Source organism: Dyella choica (assembly GCF_003977665.1).
Classification (GTDB): Bacteria; Pseudomonadota; Gammaproteobacteria; order Xanthomonadales; family Rhodanobacteraceae; genus Dyella_B; species Dyella_B choica.
In genome coordinates this window covers 1-21704 of record NZ_RYYV01000007.1, presented here as the reverse complement: position 1 = coordinate 21704, position 21704 = coordinate 1, and the positions used below count along the sequence as shown (strand labels likewise).

Sequence of the window (21704 nt, the reverse complement as noted above, 5' to 3'; positions counted from 1 at the left end):
TCAGTCTGCAGGCTTACGTTGCGAAACCCAGCGTTGCCATGCACGTGACACGCGCGATGCTGGGATTGTCATCCCAGCCTACGTAGGTCTATTCAGCAAGCTCAGTGCGGCGTCTTCACTCGCGCACCGCACTACGATGGCGCATTAACAACTGCCAGGCGACGAACTCCATGACGATAACCGCCAGGCAGCTTGCCGGTGGCCACCATAGATAATAGCTGCGCAACAGGCTCAGGCTCGCAGTCAGCACCAGCGCCATGCTGATCACCAGCAACAGCCAGTTCCGGCCGATGCCGGGAAGTCCGTACAGCAACAGCGGCACGGCCAGCAAGGCGACGGCAAGCCCGAACTGGCGCAGAAAATCGAGCGGCGTGACGAGCATGCCGCGCTCCAGCGATTGCAACACATTCGCCTGGTATTCCACCCCCGGCATGGGCGAATCGGGTGTTTGCAGGATGTCGCCCAGGCCTTCGGCGGTGGCGCCGACCAATACCCAGCGATCCTTGAGCAGGTTCACCGGCACGCGGTCGTTGAGCACGTCGACGTACGACAGACGGCCGAAGGTGCCATCAGGGCCGGCGTAGCGCAGCAGCACGTAGTCATCGCGCATCCACAGATACGGTGAGGCATCGTTGTGGGCAGGATCGTGCAGGCCGGGCAGGGTGGTGTCGGATGCGTCGTGGTGGCCGAGCTGCAGCAACGCCAGCGCCAGCGAGGGCCAGTATGGGCTGCCAAGTCCGGCTTTCAGATAGGCGCCGCGCACTCGCTCGTCGTTGTCCTTGGCGACGTCCACCTGGCCGAGAGCCGCAACGTTCTGCGCGATGTCGCTTACCGGCAGCGCTTCTTGCAGTTGACCGCCCAGCGCGACGGCTTCGGCGAATACCGGCAGCACTACTCTTCCGTTGCGGTGGATGGCGGCGGCGACCTGTTTGTCGTTGCCCGGATCATTGGAAGGCGTAGACATGGTGACGTCCATGCCAACGCCACGCGCGCCATCGGCGGTGAGGCGGTCGATCAGCTGCGCATGCACCGAGCGCGGCCAGGGGAAGCGGCCGATCTCATCCAGGCTCTTGGGGTCGATCGCGATAATGACGACGTGATCGTTCGGCGTATAGCGCCAGTAGCGTGCGTGCAGGTCGTAGAGCGCGTTGTCCCATGGCACGGTGATACCGCTGACGATCAGCAGTGCCAGCAGGCCGACGCCTGCCATCCAGAGCATGCCGCGGACCAGCCAGGCGAGGGTGGTGGTAGGATGCGTAGGCACTTCATGCCCTCCGCGTAATGCCACTCCCTCCCCTGCGCGCAGGGGAGGGCTGGAGCGGAGTTGCATGAGCTTGCCGTAGAGCTTGAACTCGGCGCGAGCTTAGGGACTTCACCCCGCCCCAACCCTCCTCTACTGCACGTAGGGGAGGGGGTAATTCATGACCAGGATGGGGGCGGCCGCTTCGACGCAAGATCGCTCCTACAGCAACAACCACAGCACTATCCCGCCACCGGCGGCCACGGCACCCAAGCGACAAGCCAGGCATCCGCCCAGCCGAATCTTCTGCACCGCTCCCCACGGCCCGGCATAACCGTCGGTATCCACTGTCTGCACGCGCACATACCAGGTGCCCGAGCCGGGCTTTTTGATCTTGAGCTGCGGCTGATCCAACGTCTGGTCGATCTGCGGGTGTGCAAAGTCGGGATGGCGGTCGAGCTGGATGTGATAGCGCTGCCCTGAGGTGCCCGCCTGCCAGCCGAAGCTCACCTCGTTCTTCGAGGACTTGGGCTTGCCCACTTCCGGCGCGGGCGGCTGCGGCACCAGGTCGAACGGCATCGGGTCGGTGAACGGGCCGAGCTTGCCGTGCTTGTCGCGGGTGGCAATGCGCCAATAGTAGTGGCCGTACGGCAACTCGCCGGGCGCGCGGGCATGATCGCCGGTGAGCTGAGTTTCGCTGGCCAACGGCTGCGCAAACTGTTCGTTGCCCGCGAGCTGCCATACGTAGGAACTGGCCTCCAGGCTTTCCGTCCATTGAAAGCGCGGGCGGATGTCGCGCACCTTGCTGCCGGGCAGCGGTTCCATCACCAGCGGCGGTTGCGGGTGGGCATTCATGTGCAGCGTGCACACGGCATCTTCACCCTCCAGCTTTTGCCCATCGACGCCGCGTACGCGCACGGCGTAGTCGCCATCCGGTATATCGGGCAGGTCGAGCTGTGCAGAGCTGGTGACGTGATCGAGCAGCAAGGCTTCGAATCGGTCGCTGGAGGCAAGCTGCACGCGATAGCGCGTGGCGCCGTCGAGCGTCGTCCAATCCAACACGAACGGCAATTTGTTTACCGGCTGGGCGGGGCAATGCAAGGTGGGTGCGGGCAGCAAGGCTTGCGCCTGGACAGGTTTGGCGCCGTCGTTCACGGCCACGCCGTGTTCCTTGGGCACCAGCACGTGCGCGTGATCGCCGCCCACGTCCACTCGCCCGGTCAGCACTTCAGTGCGCGACTGGCCCGCGTCGGCGGTGACGCGGAAGTGCGTGCCCCGCACGCTGGAAATCGTCCCGGGTGTTTCCACGCTGAAATGCGCACCCACCCCGGTCATCGGCGTTACTGTGTTGGTAACGCGGCCGCGCTGCAGGCGCAGGCGCGTATCGACCATGCCAGTACGTCCGTAGGCGCTCATCTGGTCCAGGTCCAGCGCGCTGTTTTGTTCCATCAGCAGGCGAGAGCTGTCGGCGAACTGCAATGTGAGGCTGGTGTCGGCATCGGTGCTCAGATGTGCGCCGTACCCAAGCGTCATGCCTGGCGTAACGTTTTCCGCCTGCGACTGGCCGGGCCACTGCACATGTGCGTGGCCGATCACCGCCACCACCGTAGCGTTCGCGGGCTGCACGCGCAGCCAGGCGATGGGAATGCGCAGCGTCATGCCCGGCGGAAGGTGATACGGATCGGCCACCTTGTTGTACTGCTGCAGTTTCTGCCAGGGTACGTCGGGCTTCAGATAGCGCCCGGAAAGATCCCAGATGTTGTCCTGCGGCCGGACGCGATAGGTCCAATCCGTGGCGCAGAGCATGGGTGAAACAAGCAGCAGCAGTGCAGCCAGCCGTGGCAACAACCTATTACGGGTGGGATGCATCGTTCCCCCTGAGAACCATCAAAGCGCCCCCTTTCGTCATAGGCCGGCAGCGGCGGACAACCTTGGGTCCCGGGGTTGTCGAGGCTGCCGAATGGTTTGCGCATTGTGCGGGATGCGGGGGCATGACACCAGACTGCCGGCGGCCGGAAAGAGCGACGGCACGGGCGCGCTAGTGGAGCTGCGTTTGTCGCGCCAGTCCGGACAGCAGCCCGCGCAGGTTTTCGAGATAAGCCGGCAGCTGCCGCAAGGCTTGATCCGCATCGGCTCCACCCAGTGCCGCCATCAGCTCGCGTCCCTCCGTCATGAGGCTGCCGTTGGTAAAAAGCTGCAGTGCGCCCAGCATCCGGTGCAGCGTGAGCTGCGCCTGCGCACTGTCGTCTTGCGCAATGGCCAGATCCAGCTTCTGCAGATCCGGACCGCTGCTCCTGAGCATGGCCCGCACCATTTCAGCGCGCAGGTCCTGCATGCCCGGCTCGGCGAAGATGTCTTCGAACAGCGGGACTTCCGGAGCGGGTGTGTCGATCGCCTCAGGTGCCCAGGCGAGCAGCTTTTCCTCCAGCTGGCGCAACTGCACCGGCTTGCTCAGATAGTCGTCCATGCCTGCTTCGTGGCAGCGCTCGATTTCGCCGTCGAGCGCGTTGGCGGTCATGGCGAGGATGGGCAGGCGGGTGGACTGTGGCGTGGCCGATTCGTGCTGACGCCACGCCGCCGCCAGCTCGTAGCCGTTCATCAGCGGCATCTGGCAGTCGGTGAGCAGCATCGCGTAATGGTCCTGGCGCAAGGCAGCCAGCGCCGAGCGACCGTCGCCGACCACGTCGCAGTGCCAGCCCAGCAGGTCGAGCTGGCGCCGGATCAGCGACTGGCTGATCGGATGATCTTCCGCAACCAGGATGCGGCGGGCGCGATGCTTCGTGGCGGCCGGCGCCGAAATGGGCGGCGCCGCGGCGCCGCGTGGAGCGGCTGCCTGGGGTTTCAGCGCTTGGGCACAAACGCGCGCCACGGATTGCCATTTCAGCGGATTGGCGTTGAGCCACAAGCGTTCGTCGCGATCACCGCTGATGCCGTTTGCGCGGGTGTCGACCAGGATCGGCCGGGCGGCGATCAGCGCAGCGCTTTCCTGATCGTTGCCGTCGATAAACAATAGATTGGCCGCCACGCCGCTACGCATCGGCTGTGCGGGAGGTATCTGCTCCACCGTCAGACCCAGCGAGCCAAGGTGCGCTGCCAGGGCATTGGCGGTACCGACCGATGCCAGCCGCACGATCGCATGCCGTCCGGCCAGTTCCGGCGAATGCTCCACCTTGCGTTGGGCTACCGTCAGGCGCAGCTCCAGCGTCACCTTGGTGCCTTCGCCGAGCCGGCTGCTGAGGTCGACGCTGCCGCCCATCAATTGCACCAGATGGCGGCAGATTGCCAGGCCCAGCCCAGTGCCGCCATAGCGGCGCGTGGTCCAAGATTCGGCCTGCGAGAAGGGCGTGAACAGATTGGCCTGCTTGTCCGCGGCGATGCCGATGCCGGTATCGATCACGCTGATGCGCACACGTTGCGCGTGGCCATCGTCGCCGACCACGCGCAAACTCACCGCAACGCTGCCGTGCTCGGTGAACTTCACCGCGTTGTTCAGCAGGTTCATCAGGATTTGCCGGATGCGCACACTGTCGCCCAACAGCTTGCCGGCGAGCGTGGCATCCGCGCCCACGTCGACGAGCAGCCCTTTGTTGTGCGCTGGGCCGGTCATCACACCAACCACGTTGTCGACCAGCGTACGCAGGTCGAACGGCGCATCGTCCAGGCGCACGTTACCGGCTTCCAGCTTGGAGAAATCCAGCACATCGTTGAGCACTTGCAGCAACACGCCGGCAGAGTCCTCCACGGCGTGCACCAGTTCGCGCTGTTCCTGGTCCAGCGGCGTGCGGCCCAGCAGTTCGAGCATGCCGATCACGCCGTTCATCGGCGTACGGATCTCATGGCTCATCGTGGCGAGGAAGTCGGCCTTGGCCTTGGACGCCCGTTCGGCCGCGTCACGCGCAGCAAGCAGAGTCTGGTTGTGGGCGTTGATGCTGGTGGTATCGATGAAGTAGCCGATCCACTCCACCTGGCGGTCGGGCAGCCGGCGCGTGCCCATCACCAGGTGGATCCAGCGCAGGCCTTCCGCGCCGTACGCGCGAAAATCCAGCGTGACAGTGCCGCGATGGCGTGTCGCGCGCTGTAGCAGTCGGCGCACGGCAGGAGCATCCTCCGGGTGGATGCGGTCATGGAACGGCCAATCGCGCAGGACATCGTCCTTTTCCAGCAGGTCGCCCGGCGCCAGGCCGAACAACGCTTGCAGGTTGCCGGCGATGAAAGCCAGCCGCTGTTGCCGGTCATTGCCACGGCGCACGGCGAACACCACCACCGGAATTCGCTGCGTGATGTCGTGCAGACTCTGTTCGGTGGCGCGCGCATTCCGTTCGACCTGGCGGTACTCGGTGATGTCCAGCAGCATGCCGATCGAGCCGTTCACGCTGCCGTCCGGCGCCTGCGTGGGTGCTTCCAGGAACAGGCCGGTGCGCTGCCGTCCGTCGCTACTGAGGTAATCCAGTTCGCAGCGCTGCACCTTGTGCTCGCGTACTGCGTCGGCGCCAAGCTGGTGCAGGCGTTGCGCTGCAGAGGTGCCGTCGGGCAGCGCCAGCCAGCGATGTTCCGGCAGTTCGAGGCTGTTAGCCCCGAGCAGGTGCGCGGACTCGATCCCCAGCCGCCGCTCGCAGGCACTGTTGAGCGCCAGGTAGGCGCCGGAGACATCCTTGACCAGCACCGGAAAGGGCACGGCATCCAGTTGCGCCTGCATCAGCGTGCTTTGCCGTTGCAGCGCGTGTTCGGCTTCCGCAAGCTTCGCCCGTTGCAGGAACAACATGCGAAGTACCGCCAGGGCGAGTAGGGCGGTAAGGCTGAGCAAGGCGGCCAGCACCACTACTGCGATGGAAACCGGGCCGGCATCGAACCAGCCCGAGGCCGCGTCGCTGAGGAAGAAGGCTAGGGTCACGGCGGTGTGCTGAAAGAAGTGGGTTCCCTGTGTAGCCGGCCTTGTGAGCGGCTGTGGGCGCATGATGCCCAAGTTTCGGCGAGGGGGCGAGGCATTCTTTCGGTAGAATCCCAAGGAGTGCGGCGGAACCTGCCGCGGATTGGGAATCCGAGCGCCACCTGGCTATGGCAACGAATGGCGAGACAACCCGGATCGTCATTGCCGACGACCACCCCGTCGTCATGCTTGGCATCCGCGCCCTGCTGAAAGAACGCAGCGGCATGCAGGTGGTGGGCGAGGCGAGCAACGGCGGTGAACTGCTGGCCGTGCTTGCGAGCGAGCCTTGTGACCTGCTGATCACCGATTTTTCGATGCCTTACGAAGATGGCTCCGGCGACGGCCTGCCCCTGCTCAGGCGCGTGCGCCGCGAGCATCCCCGGCTGCCGATCATCGTGCTCACCATGGTGCACAACGCAGCCCTTACCCGCGGCATGCTGGCGGCGGAAGTGAACGGCCTGGTCGCCAAGGTGGCGATGACCAAGGAACTGCAGCTGGCGATCGGTGCGGTCATGAACGGGCGCACCTATATCTGCGAGTCCATGCGCGAGCACGTGATCGACTGGTCTGCGCAGGAGCGACCAGAGGGGGCCGCCGACCCGGTCGTGCTATCCCAGCGCGAGGCGGAAGTAGTGCGCCTGTACTCTCAGGGACTGTCGGTGACCCAGATCGCCGAGCAATTGCACCGCAGCGTGAAGACGGTCAGCCAGCAGAAGAACGACGCGATGCGCAAGCTGGGGATTACCAGCAATACGCAGTTGTTCGAGTACGCGCGGACTTACGGGCTGCTATGACCGTAGGCTGAGATGACAATCCCAGCTTTTCCTTGGGGTTCCTGATGCTGGGATTGTCATCCCAGCCTACACCGCTCGACCGGGATTGCCCGCGAGCGGCATTTTAGGAATCGTCCGATACAGCTCCCCACCCCTGCAACGCATGCTTAGCGCCCATCAGGCAACGCCATGGTCATGGCGTTCGAAATTTCCCGCGCACCCATGGACGGGCGTGTGTCGGCGAGCCTACGCCGGCGGCAGGCATGCATTTACCCCCTGTGAGTTATGCCTGCCGGGATCTTCTGTTCCACCAGGAAGGGGGTGCGAGGTGTCTGCGATGTTCATCGACATGCAGGGAGCGGCGCTTGAGCGGCTCAACACGGTGATCCACTCGCATCCCCAATGGCAGTGGGAAATCGATCAGTGCCACCGTTTCACCAAGGTGGCCGAAGGTCTGCTTGGATTGCTGGGCCGCGAGCGTGAAGCCGTGCTCGGCGAGCCGGTGAACGCTTTCATGACGCCATCCGAAGCGGCGCGCGCCGAGCGCTTCTTCACTTCCCGGCCCAAGGCTTTTTCCTGCGCCATCAGCCGCCACCTGCATGCGGATGGTCACATGGTCGCGCTCGAATCCGACGCGCTGGCGCTTGCGGACGAACAAGGCGAATTCTCCGGCTACCGCGGTGTTGCGCATGGCGTGATGGATCTTGCGCACGCCGAAAACATGTATCGCATGATGGCCATCTATAACACTGCCCCGAGCGCGTTGTGCCTGATCGGCCGCGATGGCCGCTACCTGGCGGCCAATGCCGCTTATGCCGCGATCCACGGCGTGGCCGCTGAGACCCTGGTCGGGTGCAAGGTGGCGGAACTGCTGCCGAATGCAAGCATCGCCATTCGCCGAAGCCTCAAGCTGCTGGATGCGGGCCAGGACGTGCCGGCACAGGAAATCGTCCACCAGGAAAGGTTCTATCAGATGTTGGCCAACCCCGTGCGCAACCTGACGGGACAGGTGATCGGCATCACCGCCGCGTTCACCGATATCACCGACCTCAGGCAGGTCGAGCAGAAACTCGCCCAGATCAATCGCAAGCTCGAGTACTACGCCAACAACGATCACCTTACCGGCTTGCCCAATCGCCGTCACGTGGACGAAGCGCTGACGGACCAAGTGCTTCACACGATGCGTGGCGAACACCCGCTGTCGGTACTGATGATCGACGTGGATTTCTTCAAGAAGTACAACGACCATTACGGACATCTGCGCGGCGATGACTGCTTGCGCATCGTTGCCGCTCAGTTGAGCAAAACCCTGCAACGCTACGGCGACGTAGTCGGCCGCTATGGCGGCGAGGAATTCATTGCCATCCTGCCTGGGACGGATGCGCTAGGCGCGTTGAAAATATCCGGCGCGATCCTGCATGCGATCAGAGCACTAGACCTGCCACACGCGCAAAGCCGTTACGGCAAACTCACACTCAGCATCGGCGCGGCCAGCCTGGACAGCGTGCCGCATGCGCAAGGCATGGAAGAAATCCGCGACAGGCTCTTGCAATCCGCTGACCGCGCGCTCTACACGGCCAAGCTGTCCGGCCGCAACACCGTCTACGGCATGTCGACCGGAGAGTTGGACGCGTAGGCTGGGATGGCAATCCCAGCATCGGGATGCCGCGTGCAAGGCTGGGATTATCATCCCAGCCTACGATTACGATACTCAACTCTGTGTTACGGCAAATTCGACAGCGTAGTAATCAACCCCGCCTTCGGGCTGCCCCATCCAGTTACCAGGTCATAACCGAGCACGGTGGAAAAACTGCCGGACTTGCCGCTGGTAATGTCGTGGAAATCCGTGGCGTAGCATGTCGAGGGGGCTTTTCAGCGCTAGGCACCCCTGTCACGTTTGGTTACTCATACGATGTCAACAGAGACGGTTATAGCGGAGTAGGCGCGGCAACAAGGATAGGGACAGGTGAAATTCACTTCGCAGGTTTGACTGGATTCCTCGCTCCTCAAAGCCAAGCACGTCCATGTGCTTTCCCCGCGTACCGGCCTGCGCCGGAATGACGGCGAGGTTCTATGCGACTGCGCAATCAAGTGCTCGATTCCCCCGGGACAGCAATGAGCTTGCGCAAGGTAGTTTGGAATGGCCGGGAAACGACGGTCGGAAAGCCGCTTGACGTGTAACGAACGTTACATGTAACGTTCGTTACATGCAAACCCGCAAAGAAGAACTCACCGCAGCGCTGATCGACTACCTGCTGGAACACGGCCTGCCGGAGCTGTCGCTGCGCCCATTGGCCGCTGCGCTAGGGACCAGCGCCCGCCTGCTGATCTACCACTTCGGTTCCAAGGAAGGCCTGCTGGCCGCGGCCATGGATGCCATGCATGCGCACCTGCGCAGCTCCCTGCAAGCCTTGGCGGACGCGAAGATGGCGGCGGCAGCAAAGCCCTTGCGCTGGTTTTGGGACTGGGCCATCGCGGCGGAGAATTTTGCCTACATGAAGCTGTTCTACGAACTGCAGATGATGGCGGTTCGCCAGCCGGAAACCTATGGCACGTTTCTGCAGGGCAATTCGCTCGGCTGGCTTGAACTGGCCAAGCGCTTCATGCCGGACGACGACCGCGATACGGCCATGGCCAGCCTGACGATCGCCGTGTTCGACGGCCTGTTTCTGGAAATGGTGGCGACCGGCGACTGCCAGCGCACCACCGCCGCGCTCGACCGTTACATCGAATTGGTGGAGCAGGCGCGCCTCCATCGTGCGAACACCACCAGCAAGCCGCGCCACGCATCCACACGCAAACAGGGAACATGACATGAGCGTATCGATTGCCGTCGCGCCAGCGCGCGGCCGATCCATAGGGCGGACGTTGGGCGGGCTGCTGCTCGCGCTGGGAGGGATCAGCCTGCCCTTCGGCGTCTGGGACCACGAGTTTGCCGGACTCGGTCATCTGATCGGCAATGAGCTGGTGTATTGGGGGCTGGTCGCCGCGCTGTTGCTGTATGTGGTGAAGGTGGAGCGAAGGCCGCTGGCGTCGGTCGGGTTCAGGCGGCCGAACTGGAAAGAGTGGCCGTTGGCATGCTTCGTCGGGGTGCTGATCCTCGCCTGTCTTGCACTGATCTACTACGTCGTCTTTCCGGCCTTGCACTGGAGCGAAAACCAGCAGCTCGCCCAGGTGGCAACCATCCCCTACTGGCTGCAGTGCCTGATCGTGGTCCGCGCTGCGGTATCGGAGGAATTACTGTTCCGTGGCTATGCTACCGAACGCCTGCAGGAGCTGACCGGCAGCCGCCTGATTGCGGGTACGCTCACTTGCGCGGTGTTCACGCTGGATCACGTGGGCTACTGGGGCTGGCACCACTTGCTGGTGGCTGGGTCCGCCGGAGCGATTCTTACCGTGTTCTACCTATGGCGGCGCAACCTTTGGATGAGCATGTTGGCGCACTTCATCGTCGACGGGGCCGCGTTTCTGTTGGGCTGAGCGTGGACCCAAGTCAGTGCGTAGGCTGGGATGAAAATCCCAGCTTTCCACACGGCATCCTGGTGCTGGGATTGTCATCCCAGCCTACGCGATTGGCTCAATGGCGCTAGCAGGCGTAGTAAGCCAGAAACATGTCCACGGCCGACTCGGCCACTTTCTTCTGCGTGGCGGCGTCCAGCGGTGCCTGAGCCAGGGTGATCTGCGGCCAGAACGCAAATCCCTTGATCAGACCTTCCAATTGATGGGAAGCAAAAAGCGGATCTTCGGTTTTCAACCGGCCCGCCGCGGCAGCGGCACGGATCCAGACGGTCAGCCCCTCTTCGCGCTCGTTCATGCGCGCGACCATGTCCAGCGCACGCTCGGGCGAATGGATGCCGGCGGCGATCGCAACGCGTGCGAGCGATACAAACGCTTCGTCGTTGAGCAGTCGGAATTTCTGCGCAAGCAGCTCCAGCAACTGATCACGCAGCGGGCGATCGGCGTGAAAAACGACTGTGTCGCTTCCGGCAATCGCATCCCACAAATGGCGCAGGATCTGTGCGAACAAGACTTCCTTGCTGGGGAAATGATTGTAGACAGTGCGCTTGGATACTCCGGCCCGGGCGGCAATGCGGTCCATGCTGGTGGTTTCGTAACCGGCCACGCGAAATTCATCAATGGCGGCCTCGATGATGGCGCCGCGTTTGCGGTCGGTAAGACGAGGGGCGGTGGGGGAGTGTCTGGCCATAGGAGGTATTTTAGACCGGGGAGTTTACTTTGTTCAGAGGATAAACTACACTGTGTAGTGTAATTACTCATCCCCCTCCCGATCTACAGGATTCCGCCATGCGTTCGCGCCTTGCCGCCCTGTTTCAAGCCAAGACGGACCCCTACGGGTCTTCGCCGCAGCGTCGTGGAACCCGCTTCCAGAACCCGGTGCCGAAGCCATCCGAAGGGATGGCCAAGATGCTGCGCATCACCTGGAACATGCTGTTCAAGAAGCCGGCGGGGACTCATCCGGGCGGTTCGATACCGCTGCGTGCCCTGACCCGCGCACAGCTTGAGGCGGCGCCTGATCGCAGCCTCTATCGGCTTGGCCACTCCACCATGCTGGTCAAATTGCGTGGCGCCTACTGGCTCACCGATCCGGTGTTTTCCAAGCGTGCTTCGCCCTTCACATGGATGGGGCCCAAGCGCTTTCACCAGCCGCCAATCGCGCTGCAGGACCTGCCCCCGCTGCGTGGCGTCATCCTCTCGCACGATCACTACGATCATCTGGACCGCTGGAGCATCGAACAGCTGGCTGCCACGACCGACGTCTTCCTGACTCCGCTTGGTGTCGGCGACCGCCTGATCGAATGGGGCGTCGACCCCGCCAAGGTGCATCAGCTCGACTGGTGGCAGAGTATCGAGATCGATGGCCTGCGTATGACTGCCGCGCCGGCCCAGCATTTCTCGGGACGCACGCCGTTCGATGGCAACAGCACGCTATGGGCGTCGTGGGCAATCTTCGATGACGAACTACGCGTGTTCTTCAGCGGAGACACTGGCTACTTCGAAGGTTTCAAAACCATCGGCGAGCGGCTCGGACCTTTCGATGTCACGCTGATGGAAACCGGTGCCTACGATGAGCAATGGCCGTACGTGCACATGCAGCCGGAACAGACACTGCAGGCGCACAAGGATCTGCGTGGGCGCTGGCTCATGCCGGTGCACAACGGTACCTTTGACCTGGCGATGCACCGCTGGGAGGAGCCTTTCGAACGCATCGCCACGCTGGCCCATGAAAACGACATTCCACTGGCGACACCGCGGATGGGCGAGCGCCTCGATCTTGCTTCACCGCATGCTGGCGAACGCTGGTGGCGTGAAATCGAAGTGGCGTCAGCTGCCCGTTGGGAAAGCGCGCTTTCCCTGAAATGAACGCCAAATCGCGTAGGCTGGGATGACAATCCCAGCTTTGCATTCGGCATCCCGATACTGGGATTGCCATCCCAGCCTACGCTTCGCCAGACGCGCAGTGCCAGGCAGCGATGAGCGCATCGGCGGCAGCATCGATGTCGGACTGAGTTGTTCCACGCCCCAGTGACAGGCGTACCGACCCGAGCGCTTCGACTTGCGGTACGCCCATGGCCAGGATGACGGCTGGTGCTGTGACCTCACCGGAATGACATGCCGATCCCGTGGATGCAGCAACCGTGTCAGCGGCGGTCAGCACGGCGCTTCCCGTGCAGTGCGGAAACCGTACATTCAGGGTGTTCGGCAGCCGCAGTTCGCGATGGCCGTTGAGCGCCAGGCCTGGAATCGAAGCAGCAAGCCGTTGTTCCAGCCTGTCGCGCAACGAGCGCATGCGCGCGGCGGCCTCGGCGAGGTCACGGGCTACGGCTGCACATGCAGCGCCCAAGGCGACGATCGAAGCGACGTTTTCCGTGCCGGGCCTGAGGCCGCGCTCCTGGTTTGCTCCCCTTGTCCATGGCGCCAGCGGCGTGCCGCGCCGAACATACAGGGCGCCGATGCCTTTGGGGGCATAGAGCTTGTGCCCTGCGATTGACAACAGATCGACGTCGAGTTCGTGTACTCGTACCGGCACTTTGCCGAGCGATTGGGCCGCGTCGGTATGGATGAATGCGCCGGCCGCACGCGCAAGACGCGCAAATTCGTTGACCGGCTGCAATACACCCGTTTCATTGTTCGAGTGCATGAGCGTAACCAATGCGACGTCTGAACCGATCTCTCGGCGTGCGCTTTCGACATCCGCGCGGCCATCGGCATCGACACCGATCAGCACGATGCGTCGGCCGCACGCCTGAAGCGCGTTGCATGGCTGTGCGGTTGCCGGGTGCTCGATCACCGTGGTCACGATGCAAGGCCGGTCCACCCGTGCCTCGGCCACGCCATGTATCGCCAGGTTGTTTGCCTCGGTGCCGCCAGAGGTGAACAGGATTTCGTCGGCGTCGCAGCCGATCAGTTCCGCAACGCACTCGCGTGCGTGGGCGACGGCCCTTTTGGGTTCCTGCCCATAGATGTGCGCGCTCGACGGATTGCCGAAATGCGTCGTCAGATACGGCAGCATGGCCTCGACGACTTCCGGCAGCAGCGGCGTTGTTGCGTTGTAGTCCAGATAGATCGGCTTGGGGCTCATGGTGTTTGGACACGTTCTGCCATCGCGACCGCGACGACGACTCCGGAAAGGAAGGTCAAGGCGGCAATGGCCAGGATGGCCGCCGCATAGCCAAAGCGATCCGCGATGAGGCCGGCTGACAGCGCGCCGATGGCATAGCCCAGGTCACGCCAGAAGCGATACACACTGAGGGATCGTGCACGCCAGCTGGGATGGGATGCATCCGACACGGCAGCGATCAGGCTCGGATAAACCATCGCCGTGCCGACGCCAAGTAGCGCACTGCCGAGCATCCATGCCATGAAGTGCGTTGAAGCCGCGGTGACGAGTAGACCCAGTGCTTGCACCCACATGCCAGCCACGATCAATCCCTTGCGCCCCCAGCGGTCGCTCAACGGGCCGGTGACGACCTGCAGAATGCCCCAGACCACGGGATAGACGGCCTTGAGCACGCCGATGCGTTGCACGCCCAGGCCCAGCGAGGCGAAGAACAACGGAAAGATGCCCCAACTCATGCCGTCATTGAGGTTGTTCACCAATCCCGCCTGCGAGGCGGCAAACAGGCTGCGGTTGCGAAAAGTCGTGAGTGCAAAGACCTGCCTGAAATTCATGGGCGACGCAGGTGCCGCCACGTTCGCCACTTCCGTGCGGACATGCGTGCGCGTGTCGCGGATAACCAGCATCGACAAGCTCGTTCCCGCGATGGCGTAGCCCACGCCGAGGTAGATCGGTACAGGCCTCAACCCGTACCTGCTGGCGAGGTATCCGGTGAGAAACGCCGTGGCGCCAACGGCGAAATACCCGGCGAACTCATTCAGGCCCACCGCAAGGCCCCGCCCCTTCGGCCCCGCGAGATCCACCTTCATGATCACCGTCATCGACCATGCGAAGCCTTGGCTCAGCCCCAGCAGGGCGTTGGCAGCAACGATGTAGGCAAAGCTCGGCGCCCCGATGATGATGAAGGGGACCGGCAGTCCGATCAGCCAGCCGATGACCAGCACGCGCTTGCGGCCCCAGCTATCCGCCAGGTGGCCGGACACAAGATTCGCACAGGCTTTGACGACGCCGAAGCTGACGATGAAGGAGGTCACCAGCGCCGCGGAGGCGATGTGAAACGCTTCGGCGCCGATCAGCGGAACCACGGTCCGTTCGATGCCGACCATGCCCCCGACGAACGCGTTGATGAGCACGAGCAGTGAAAACTGCCGCCAGTTTTCCCGCAGCCCGAGCCGAACGGCGGGCTCGGCCGGAGTCGCGACGATGGGGGTGCCGGCCATGGTCAGGCTGCCCGCCCCGCGTTCACGCTACGCAAAGGGGCTGCATCGGGCGGCGGCACGTTGGGTAGCTGCCGATCTTGCCGATCGGATCTTGCTGTAGAGACTGGCGAAAGATCATGGCGGTGTCTCGAGGCCATAAAGGGGGCAAGTCTGGGGTTTTCCCTGCGCTTTGGCCAGGTTCGCGGCCAAGAACATGGGGAAACCTTCAGCCGTTGACCTCTTCTTTGAGGGTGGGGCAATAAAAAGCCCGCAAGGGGAACCTGCGGGCTTCGGGTCATCCATCTTTACGTTGCTTGGTGCGGGAGGGGAGGCCCTGCCAAGCGGTGGGACTGATGTCTCTCGACATGGGATAACTATACCAACGGGTATATTAATAAAACGTAACTTGGGGCGGAGCACCAGCGACCCCGGCCAGGAACCCGCTGGACATCCCAATGCGAGCCTACTTTCTTCGCGCATAGCCCACTGACCGCATCCCTATCAGCAAGAACAAAAGCGGGATGAACAGGGCGTACGCATACTGGCCTCTTGCCACTCCCGTGCCATAAGGAAACCAGATTCCCGGAATGCCCAGGGCACTGAGCTCCGTTGCAAACAGACCAATACCGACCAGGATGGCGCAGAGTGCGGCCAGGTAGCCGGACGGCTTCGTCGAGCGGATCACGCTTAGCCCAATGATCCCTAGATAGAGCGCGGCAAAGGCTAGACGAGCGCCTTCGACCAAGAAATCGGCGACCAGCTTCAGCCCGTGGTTCGCTTCCGGCATGAACCACGGACGGCCGATTAGCGCGAACACCAGGTAAACCACGGTAAGCATGCTGATCACGTAGCGAAGCCACGGATTTCCCTTCAAGCGAAACCAGTCTCGCCAGGCCAACGTCCATGCCGCCAGGTTGAGGGGTTTGAGGATCACGGCCGTCGCGATGTCATAGCAGTGCAGATTTAGCCAATGCGTCCAGTAAAACAGCACCTGATTGACGCGCAGTAGCGCAAGCAGAAGCAGCGCTGTGACCAGCCAGCGATAGCTATCGGCAGTTCGCCACGCGATCAAGGCAAAGACTGTCAGCGCAAGCAGGGCAAAGGCCAATGGCTCGATGGCATCCACGACGTAACCCTTGAATGCCTGTAGCCATTGCACCTGATGCAACTGGTCGATGCCGTTTGCATCGCCGATGGTTGGCGCGACATGGATGCCGCCACTGTCCTCGGCCGCATCAAGGGGATCCATCCATACGCGAAACGCAATAAGGTAGGTTTGCACGCCTGCCGAAGATGACGGAGGCAGTGGAAATACGCTCGGCCGCACACCGAACACCGTTGGCGCCGCACCCGAGAACACACCCGGGCCGCCCAGCAGTTGTCCGTTGACGTAAAGCTGATAGGTCGAGTCGACCAAGGTCGGTCCCGCCAAGGCAAGCGAAGTGTCCTTGTCGCCATCGACGCTGACTTTGATGCGATACCACGCGTAGCCGGTATATCGCGCATGGCCACGTTGGCTCCACCCCGATACATAGCCCGGCAATCCGACATCGCCGTCATGCGCACCCGGCGCGGGAGTGAGATCGACGGTTTCCCACGAGCTATCGTCGAAATCCGCTGAGGACCAACGAGCATCGTCACCCACATGGAATCGCCATGGTCCGTTCAAGGGAACGGTTGAATGGCCAAGGGTGATGCGTGCGGTCTGGGCAGGCTCGGCCGACGCCACGTGGCTTGCGATCATAAGGGTCAAAGCCGTGCAAAGAAGAATCAGCAGCCCTGAACGTTGCATCACATCGCCTCCCGATCGGTCCTTATCGAAGTCTAAGAGAGTCTTCGACAAAGCGCATGGCAACTTAGGATCTAGTGACGCTGCCATGGTGGATCATGCCGATGGAGCAGTCTGCTTGTGCGGTAACCGAACATTGACGGGGCGGCGTTGAGTCGGTGAAACTAGTCGTGCATTGTCCATTCAATGCCTACCCGTTGCGCGCAACCTGCTTGCCGCGCAGTCGGAACCGAGGGGTGCTGCGACGGATGCGATCCGCCACGCTCGATTCCGATCTATCAGACAAGGGCGCCCTCCACCTCTGGAGGTTTTGCCATGTCCGTTCCCATTACGCATCGTCTCGCTGTCGCTACATCCACGATTGTTCCAGGCATCCATCCCGATGATGTCCATCTGGCGGCCTCGCTTCGAGGTCTCGGTATCCAGACCACTGCCTGCGTCTGGAATGACCCTGAGGTGGATTGGTCGCAATATGACGCGGTACTGATGCGTTCGACCTGGGATTATTTCAAGCATTACGCGGCCTTTCGCCAATGGCTGGACGGGCTGCCCATTCCGACGATCAACCCTAAAGGACTGCTGCGCTGGAATAGCGACAAGCGCTATCTGCTCGAGCTGGCGGAGCAGGGTGTCGAAATCATTCCCACGAAAATCGTGCCGGCGAAAGATCTACGGCAAACGCTGGCCGCGATGCCCGGGCAGGAGGTCGTGGTCAAGCCGACCATCAGCGGCACAGCCTGGCATACGGTGCGCGGCGTGATCGGTGATGCGGTATTTGAGCAGGCCATCGCGCAACTGCCGCCGGAATTCGAATACCTGGTACAGCCCTACCTGACCGAGGTCGTAAGCGAGGGTGAATGGTCCTTGCTGTTTTTCGAAGGCGAATACAGTCACGCCGTGATCAAGCGTCCGGCGGCGGGCGACTACCGTGTGCAGGGCGAGTTTGGTGGTACCGCCCAAGCGGTCGATGCTGATGCAACGCTTATCGCACGTGCGAAAAAGGCGCTTTCTGCCGCGGCGGCGATCGGCCACACAGACATTGCCTACGCACGGGTAGACGGCGTGATCTCCCAGGGTGACTTCCTGCTGATGGAACTGGAGATGATCGAGCCCTTGCTGCACCTTGGAGCCCAGCCGGCCGCATCGGAACGATTTGCGGGCCACTTGCGCGCAAGATTGGCCGCTTAGTTTCGCCATCGGCACCGCTTGAGCGCACTCGATTGCCGACATGCCAACCAGAGAGGGGCTCGCCAAGAGCTCCTCCTGCATCCATCGCGAATCGGTACCTTTCGATCGGGCTAAGGCGTCGCTGAGCTTTGCGCGGAGACGGTCGCGGATTTCCTTGGTCCCAGGTGCCTGTACCGCCTCGAATTCAGCCATCCCCCATCAGCGGCCGAGCGTACGCCTTCACGCGCGCGGTCAGGCCGGCCGATAGATCTGCGACACCGATCCGAGCGGAAAGGCCTTCGAACTGACCAGCTTGAGCGGCCTCGGTGCGGGCAGGTCGGAGAAAATCGGCAGGCCTTTGCCCAACGCGATCGGATGGACCATCAGGGCGTACTCATCGACCAGGTTCTGGGCGATGAGGCTACGCGCGAAGGCGCCGCCGCCGAGGGCCATGATCGGCTTGCCGTCCTCAGCCTTGAGCTTGGCGATTTCGTCGGCCAGGTCGCCGCTGGCCACGTAGGCCTCCGCCCAACTTTCCGCGCCAGGTTGAAGCCGCCCGGTTGGCGTGTCGCCGGCCTGCGCCTGGGCGTCCCTGAGTCCCTTGATGGTCGCCTGCAGGATCGCCGGCCCCTGTTTTGAAAAGACTGCCTTGGGAATCTGGTTCATCGGCGGCGCGAACACCAGGGTGGAAGTTGGCCAAAAGGGGGCCATCTCCAGAAAGGAGCGGCTGCCCATGATGATCAGGCCGGCCCTCCACAAGTTCTCCACCTTCCAGGCGATGGCCTCCTGGTCACCGCTGAAGATCCATTGGACGTCGCCGCCGGGGCCGCTGACAAAGCCGTCGAGCGACATGGACATGGTCAGGATCAACTCTCTCATCGCCTTCTCCTCGCACGGTTCCGACCCAAGGACAGGCCGGATCAACCGACTCCGACAACTCGCGTTCGCTGAACTCAAAGCAGCATGAACGGGTTGTTCCGGGCCTTCCCTGTCACGACGAGCGGCCGGAGACGAATTCGACCCATCGTCCGGAAAATCTACCCGTTAGCGCAACCGACTATCCCTGGCGAGTGCCTCGGAGGCAGGGTATCTGTCTGGAGAACATCAACGAGGGCCATTGGCTGCTTGGCAGATGGAGAGGAACAGGCTCAACGTTGATTACGCCCCGGGCGAAGTAGAGTGATGCGGGAAAGCTTTTGTAGACGGCTACCGGCAATAAGAAGCCCGCGGAGGCCTTTGGGTCATCCTCTTTACGCTGCTTAGTGGGAAGAGGAGGCCCGGCCAAATCAGGACCGCGAAATGACACACCTCTGTATGCGCACGGCAGCATAACGGGTTTTCTCCCAATCGCCTCTTCATGCAAAGCACCCCTGAACATCGGAGTACCAGCAACCCCGAATGCCGGCAATGCAACCAGGAAACGGCTGTGGATTTCGAGCGATGAGAGATTCCCACACAAACGAGAGCGCCGGTGGCGCAACGAGCGTGGCGCAGGCGGCCGGAACCACCGATCGCTTGAACGTTCAGATCAACTGCCCGCCTTGCAAAAAAGCTTGGGCTCCGTCACGAGACGCTGGTATGCGATCCGGGTCGCGCCTACGATCGTTATCTCGCCATGCTCCCGCGCATACCTTTGCTTACCGCCGATTTTGCCGCGCGCGCGTAGTTCGCGTGCGCGATTGAAGATCGATGGAGCGCCGTCTCCGGCGTTAAGCGACTACCCATTCGGTGCAAAGACCAGCGCAAGGAGGGCGCAGATGGGAATTTGCGAAAACAGGATTGCCTCGATTTACCTTCGTGCTGCGCACACCCGCATTGGGTATCGCAAAGATCTCATTGTCGGCGGTGGACGCGACATGTAGCGTGTCCGTGGTTCGGTCAAAAGCGAGTCCCGTTGGCCCCAGGACCAGCGCGGCTATTCGGCGTGGCCCCCTCTGATTCCAGGCAGGCAACGATCTTCATTCTAAAGATTGGCCGCCGTTGGCCGATGTAACGCTTAGGGTCGGCTCGGTCGTGGTCCTGCGCGCGCCAGCCCCTCATTCGAATGCGGCAGATGCGTGATTGAAGGCAACATGGCGAGCACCTTGGCGGTCAAAGAGAGAGAAACCCTGAAGCCGTTGGAGGCCGTACTTCGCCGGCTAAGCGATTCCTCGGGTTTCCCGACACTTTCCACCACCATCAGCGACGTCAATCGCGTCGTTTCCTCCGATTCCAGCGCACAGCAGATCACGCAAGTGATCCTGCGTGACGTGTCCCTCACCACCAAGTTGCTGCAGCTGGTCAACTCCGCAGTGTATGGCCAATTCCACGGCCGCATTCGGACGATTTCCAGGGCGGTGCTGATACTCGGCTGCGAAGCGGTGCGTAACGCCACGATGACGCTAATGATGCTCGAGTTCTCCAAGGGTCGTCCGCAGGAGAGATCGGTACAGGATGAGCTCGTCGGCGCTTTCTTCGCTGGGGTATTGTCCAAGGCACTTTGTGCACAACTGGGGATGCCCAATGCCGAGGAAGCGGTCATCTGCACCATGTGCCAGAACCTCGGCAAGCTTCTGGTAACGTTCTTCCTGTACGAAGAGAGCCGCAAGGTACGCTCCCTGGTGGAGCAAGGCCTGCTTGAGGAGCAGGCAGCGGAGCAGGTGCTTGGGATCTCCTACCGCAACCTGGGCGTCGGCGTCGCGCGGCATTGGAATTTCCCGGACCGACTGGTGGAAGGCATGCAGCGCATCACTGCGGACGGCATGAGTGCGCCAACCAGCGATGCCGAGAACCTGAGGTTGGCGGCCAACCTGGCCAATGATTTGTACGTGACCGCGCTGCGCAGCTCGCAAGAGGATAAGGCGGCAGCGTTGGAGGCGTTGCGTAAGCGCTACGGCGCCGCGATCAAGTTGGACACCAAAGACCTCGTCGCGGCGGTAGATCAGGCGCTAAAGGAAGTCGCTGATTGTTCGACAACCGTCAGCCTTCCCATAGCAGGTAGTTCAGCGTTGCACGCGGTGCGCGTCTGGACCGGAGGCGCGGTAGACGAAGCAACGTCCGCGCAGACGGACCTGGCTGTTGCCGCCGACCCACTGATGCGGGACGTGGCGGCGTTGGATGCGCTTGAGAATGCAAATGAGGCAAGCGCCGGTGCGCAACACATCATCTCGGCCGGCATCCGCGACGTAACCGAGGCATTGACGTCGGATTTCGCCCTCAACGATGTCTTGCGGATGGTGCTGGAGACGATGCACCGCGGATTTGGATTCAGCCGCACGATGATCTACATCCGCGACGCACGGCTCAACACGATGCGCGCGCGTTTTGGGTTCGGCGCTGAAATGGAACGCCTCATTCCGCTGTGCGAGTTCCCTTTGGCGTTCGCGCCCGATGTGTTCCACGTCGCGCTGGAGAAGAGCGTGGACATCGTGATCGAGGATGCCAACGCTGACCATATCGCTCGCCGGATTCCCGAGTGGTTTCGCCAGGGCGTCAACACGAAGAGCTTCCTGCTGCTGCCGATTCCCATCAAGGGCACAGCGATAGGCATGCTGTATGCCGATTCGGAGCGGGGTGCGATCAAACTTAGCCCGGAGCAACTCGGTTCGCTGCGTACCCTGCGCAGCCAGGTCGTCCTGGCATTCAAACACGGCGCCGCTTCCGGTCGCCTCTGATCGGATCGTCGGGGAGGGGCTCTGCGCTCGCTTGATTAGCGTCGAATCTCAGCTATGCGGCATGCAGCTCCCTTCCCTGCTTGCAGCTGATTAGCGCTGTGTCTCAGCTGGCGTGTATCTGCTCCCTCCCCTACGTGTAGTAGGGGAGGGCCGGGGTGGGGTGAAGCAACCTCGCGGTGAGCTCAAGCACTGCAGCAAGCTCGTGCAACCCCACCCTAGCCCTCCCCTGCAAGCAGCTTGATTAGCGTCGAGTCTCAGTAGGTGAGCAGAGGTAGGGCGAGCATGGCGGCATCCCTCAAGCGGAGGTGCCGCCATGCCG

15 protein-coding genes are annotated in these 21704 nt (G+C 62.4%); 7 read left to right on the top strand and 8 right to left on the bottom strand.

The genetic code is table 11. The features are described 5' to 3' along the window. Positions 1 to 115: 115 nt before the first annotated feature. The 3 genes from EKH80_RS10855 to EKH80_RS10845 form a co-directional block, all read right to left on the bottom strand. A complete protein-coding gene (locus tag EKH80_RS10855; RefSeq protein WP_158628815.1) occupies positions 116 to 1264 on the bottom strand; it encodes a CHASE2 domain-containing protein in 1149 nt (382 codons plus the stop codon). A 198-nt stretch (positions 1265 to 1462) separates the two neighbouring features. Continuing rightward, the gene (locus tag EKH80_RS10850; RefSeq protein ID WP_126684787.1) at positions 1463 to 3109 is read right to left on the bottom strand and encodes a FecR family protein; all 1647 of its coding nucleotides are present in this window, start codon (positions 3107 to 3109) and stop codon (positions 1463 to 1465) included. Between the two features lie 169 nt (positions 3110 to 3278). Further along, positions 3279 to 6131 carry an ATP-binding protein gene (locus tag EKH80_RS10845; RefSeq protein WP_158628814.1) on the bottom strand — a complete coding sequence of 951 codons (2853 nt, stop codon included), beginning with the start codon at positions 6129 to 6131 and terminating at the stop codon, positions 3279 to 3281. Between the two features lie 164 nt (positions 6132 to 6295). On the opposite strand from EKH80_RS10845, the gene EKH80_RS10840 reads away from it, so the two are divergent. The 4 genes from EKH80_RS10840 to EKH80_RS10825 all read left to right on the top strand — a co-directional run bounded on the left by EKH80_RS10840 (position 6296) and on the right by EKH80_RS10825 (position 10420). Continuing rightward, entirely contained in the window at positions 6296 to 6961 is a 666-nt protein-coding gene (locus EKH80_RS10840) for a response regulator (RefSeq protein ID WP_126684785.1), read from the top strand. 316 nt (positions 6962 to 7277) lie between these two features. Next, complete coding sequence (locus EKH80_RS10835) at positions 7278 to 8576, top strand: sensor domain-containing diguanylate cyclase (protein WP_329955481.1); 1299 nt, start codon at positions 7278 to 7280, stop codon at positions 8574 to 8576. Positions 8577 to 9147: 571 nt separating this feature from the next. Next, positions 9148 to 9753 carry a TetR/AcrR family transcriptional regulator gene (locus tag EKH80_RS10830; protein WP_126684783.1) on the top strand — a complete coding sequence of 202 codons (606 nt, stop codon included), beginning with the start codon at positions 9148 to 9150 and terminating at the stop codon, positions 9751 to 9753. Position 9754: 1 nt separating this feature from the next. After that, the gene (locus tag EKH80_RS10825; protein ID WP_126684782.1) at positions 9755 to 10420 is read left to right on the top strand and encodes a CPBP family intramembrane glutamic endopeptidase; all 666 of its coding nucleotides are present in this window, start codon (positions 9755 to 9757) and stop codon (positions 10418 to 10420) included. Positions 10421 to 10526: 106 nt separating this feature from the next. Here the strand turns inward: EKH80_RS10825 and EKH80_RS10820 are convergent, their stop codons facing one another. Further along, positions 10527 to 11147 carry a TetR/AcrR family transcriptional regulator gene (locus EKH80_RS10820; RefSeq protein ID WP_126684781.1) on the bottom strand — a complete coding sequence of 207 codons (621 nt, stop codon included), beginning with the start codon at positions 11145 to 11147 and terminating at the stop codon, positions 10527 to 10529. Positions 11148 to 11245: 98 nt separating this feature from the next. Here EKH80_RS10820 and EKH80_RS10815 point away from each other — a divergent pair, with 98 nt between their 5' ends. Next, complete coding sequence (locus EKH80_RS10815; RefSeq protein ID WP_126684780.1) at positions 11246 to 12322, top strand: MBL fold metallo-hydrolase; 1077 nt, start codon at positions 11246 to 11248, stop codon at positions 12320 to 12322. 76 nt (positions 12323 to 12398) lie between these two features. On the opposite strand, the gene EKH80_RS10810 is transcribed toward EKH80_RS10815, so the two are convergent. From EKH80_RS10810 to EKH80_RS10800, 3 genes are all read right to left on the bottom strand, one after another. Beyond that, positions 12399 to 13541 carry a cysteine desulfurase family protein gene (locus EKH80_RS10810; protein WP_126684779.1) on the bottom strand — a complete coding sequence of 381 codons (1143 nt, stop codon included), beginning with the start codon at positions 13539 to 13541 and terminating at the stop codon, positions 12399 to 12401. Then, complete coding sequence (locus tag EKH80_RS10805) at positions 13538 to 14797, bottom strand: MFS transporter (RefSeq protein ID WP_126684778.1); 1260 nt, start codon at positions 14795 to 14797, stop codon at positions 13538 to 13540. The genes EKH80_RS10810 and EKH80_RS10805 overlap by 4 nt, the downstream gene beginning before the upstream one ends. Positions 14798 to 15239: 442 nt before the next feature. Next, positions 15240 to 16520, bottom strand: coding sequence for a glycoside hydrolase (locus tag EKH80_RS10800; RefSeq protein ID WP_126684777.1), 1281 nt, complete (start codon positions 16518 to 16520; stop codon positions 15240 to 15242). Positions 16521 to 16880: 360 nt separating this feature from the next. On the opposite strand from EKH80_RS10800, the gene EKH80_RS10795 reads away from it, so the two are divergent. Beyond that, positions 16881 to 17753, top strand: a complete 873-nt coding sequence (locus EKH80_RS10795; protein WP_126684776.1) for an ATP-grasp domain-containing protein — start codon at positions 16881 to 16883, stop codon at positions 17751 to 17753. Positions 17754 to 17984: 231 nt separating this feature from the next. On the opposite strand, the gene EKH80_RS10790 is transcribed toward EKH80_RS10795, so the two are convergent. Next, positions 17985 to 18611, bottom strand: coding sequence for a dihydrofolate reductase family protein (locus EKH80_RS10790; protein ID WP_126684775.1), 627 nt, complete (start codon positions 18609 to 18611; stop codon positions 17985 to 17987). A 1193-nt stretch (positions 18612 to 19804) separates the two neighbouring features. Between EKH80_RS10790 and EKH80_RS10780 the strand changes: the two genes are divergently transcribed. Then, entirely contained in the window at positions 19805 to 21385 is a 1581-nt protein-coding gene (locus tag EKH80_RS10780; RefSeq protein ID WP_126684773.1) for an HDOD domain-containing protein, read from the top strand. The last annotated feature ends 319 nt before the right edge of the window (positions 21386 to 21704 follow it).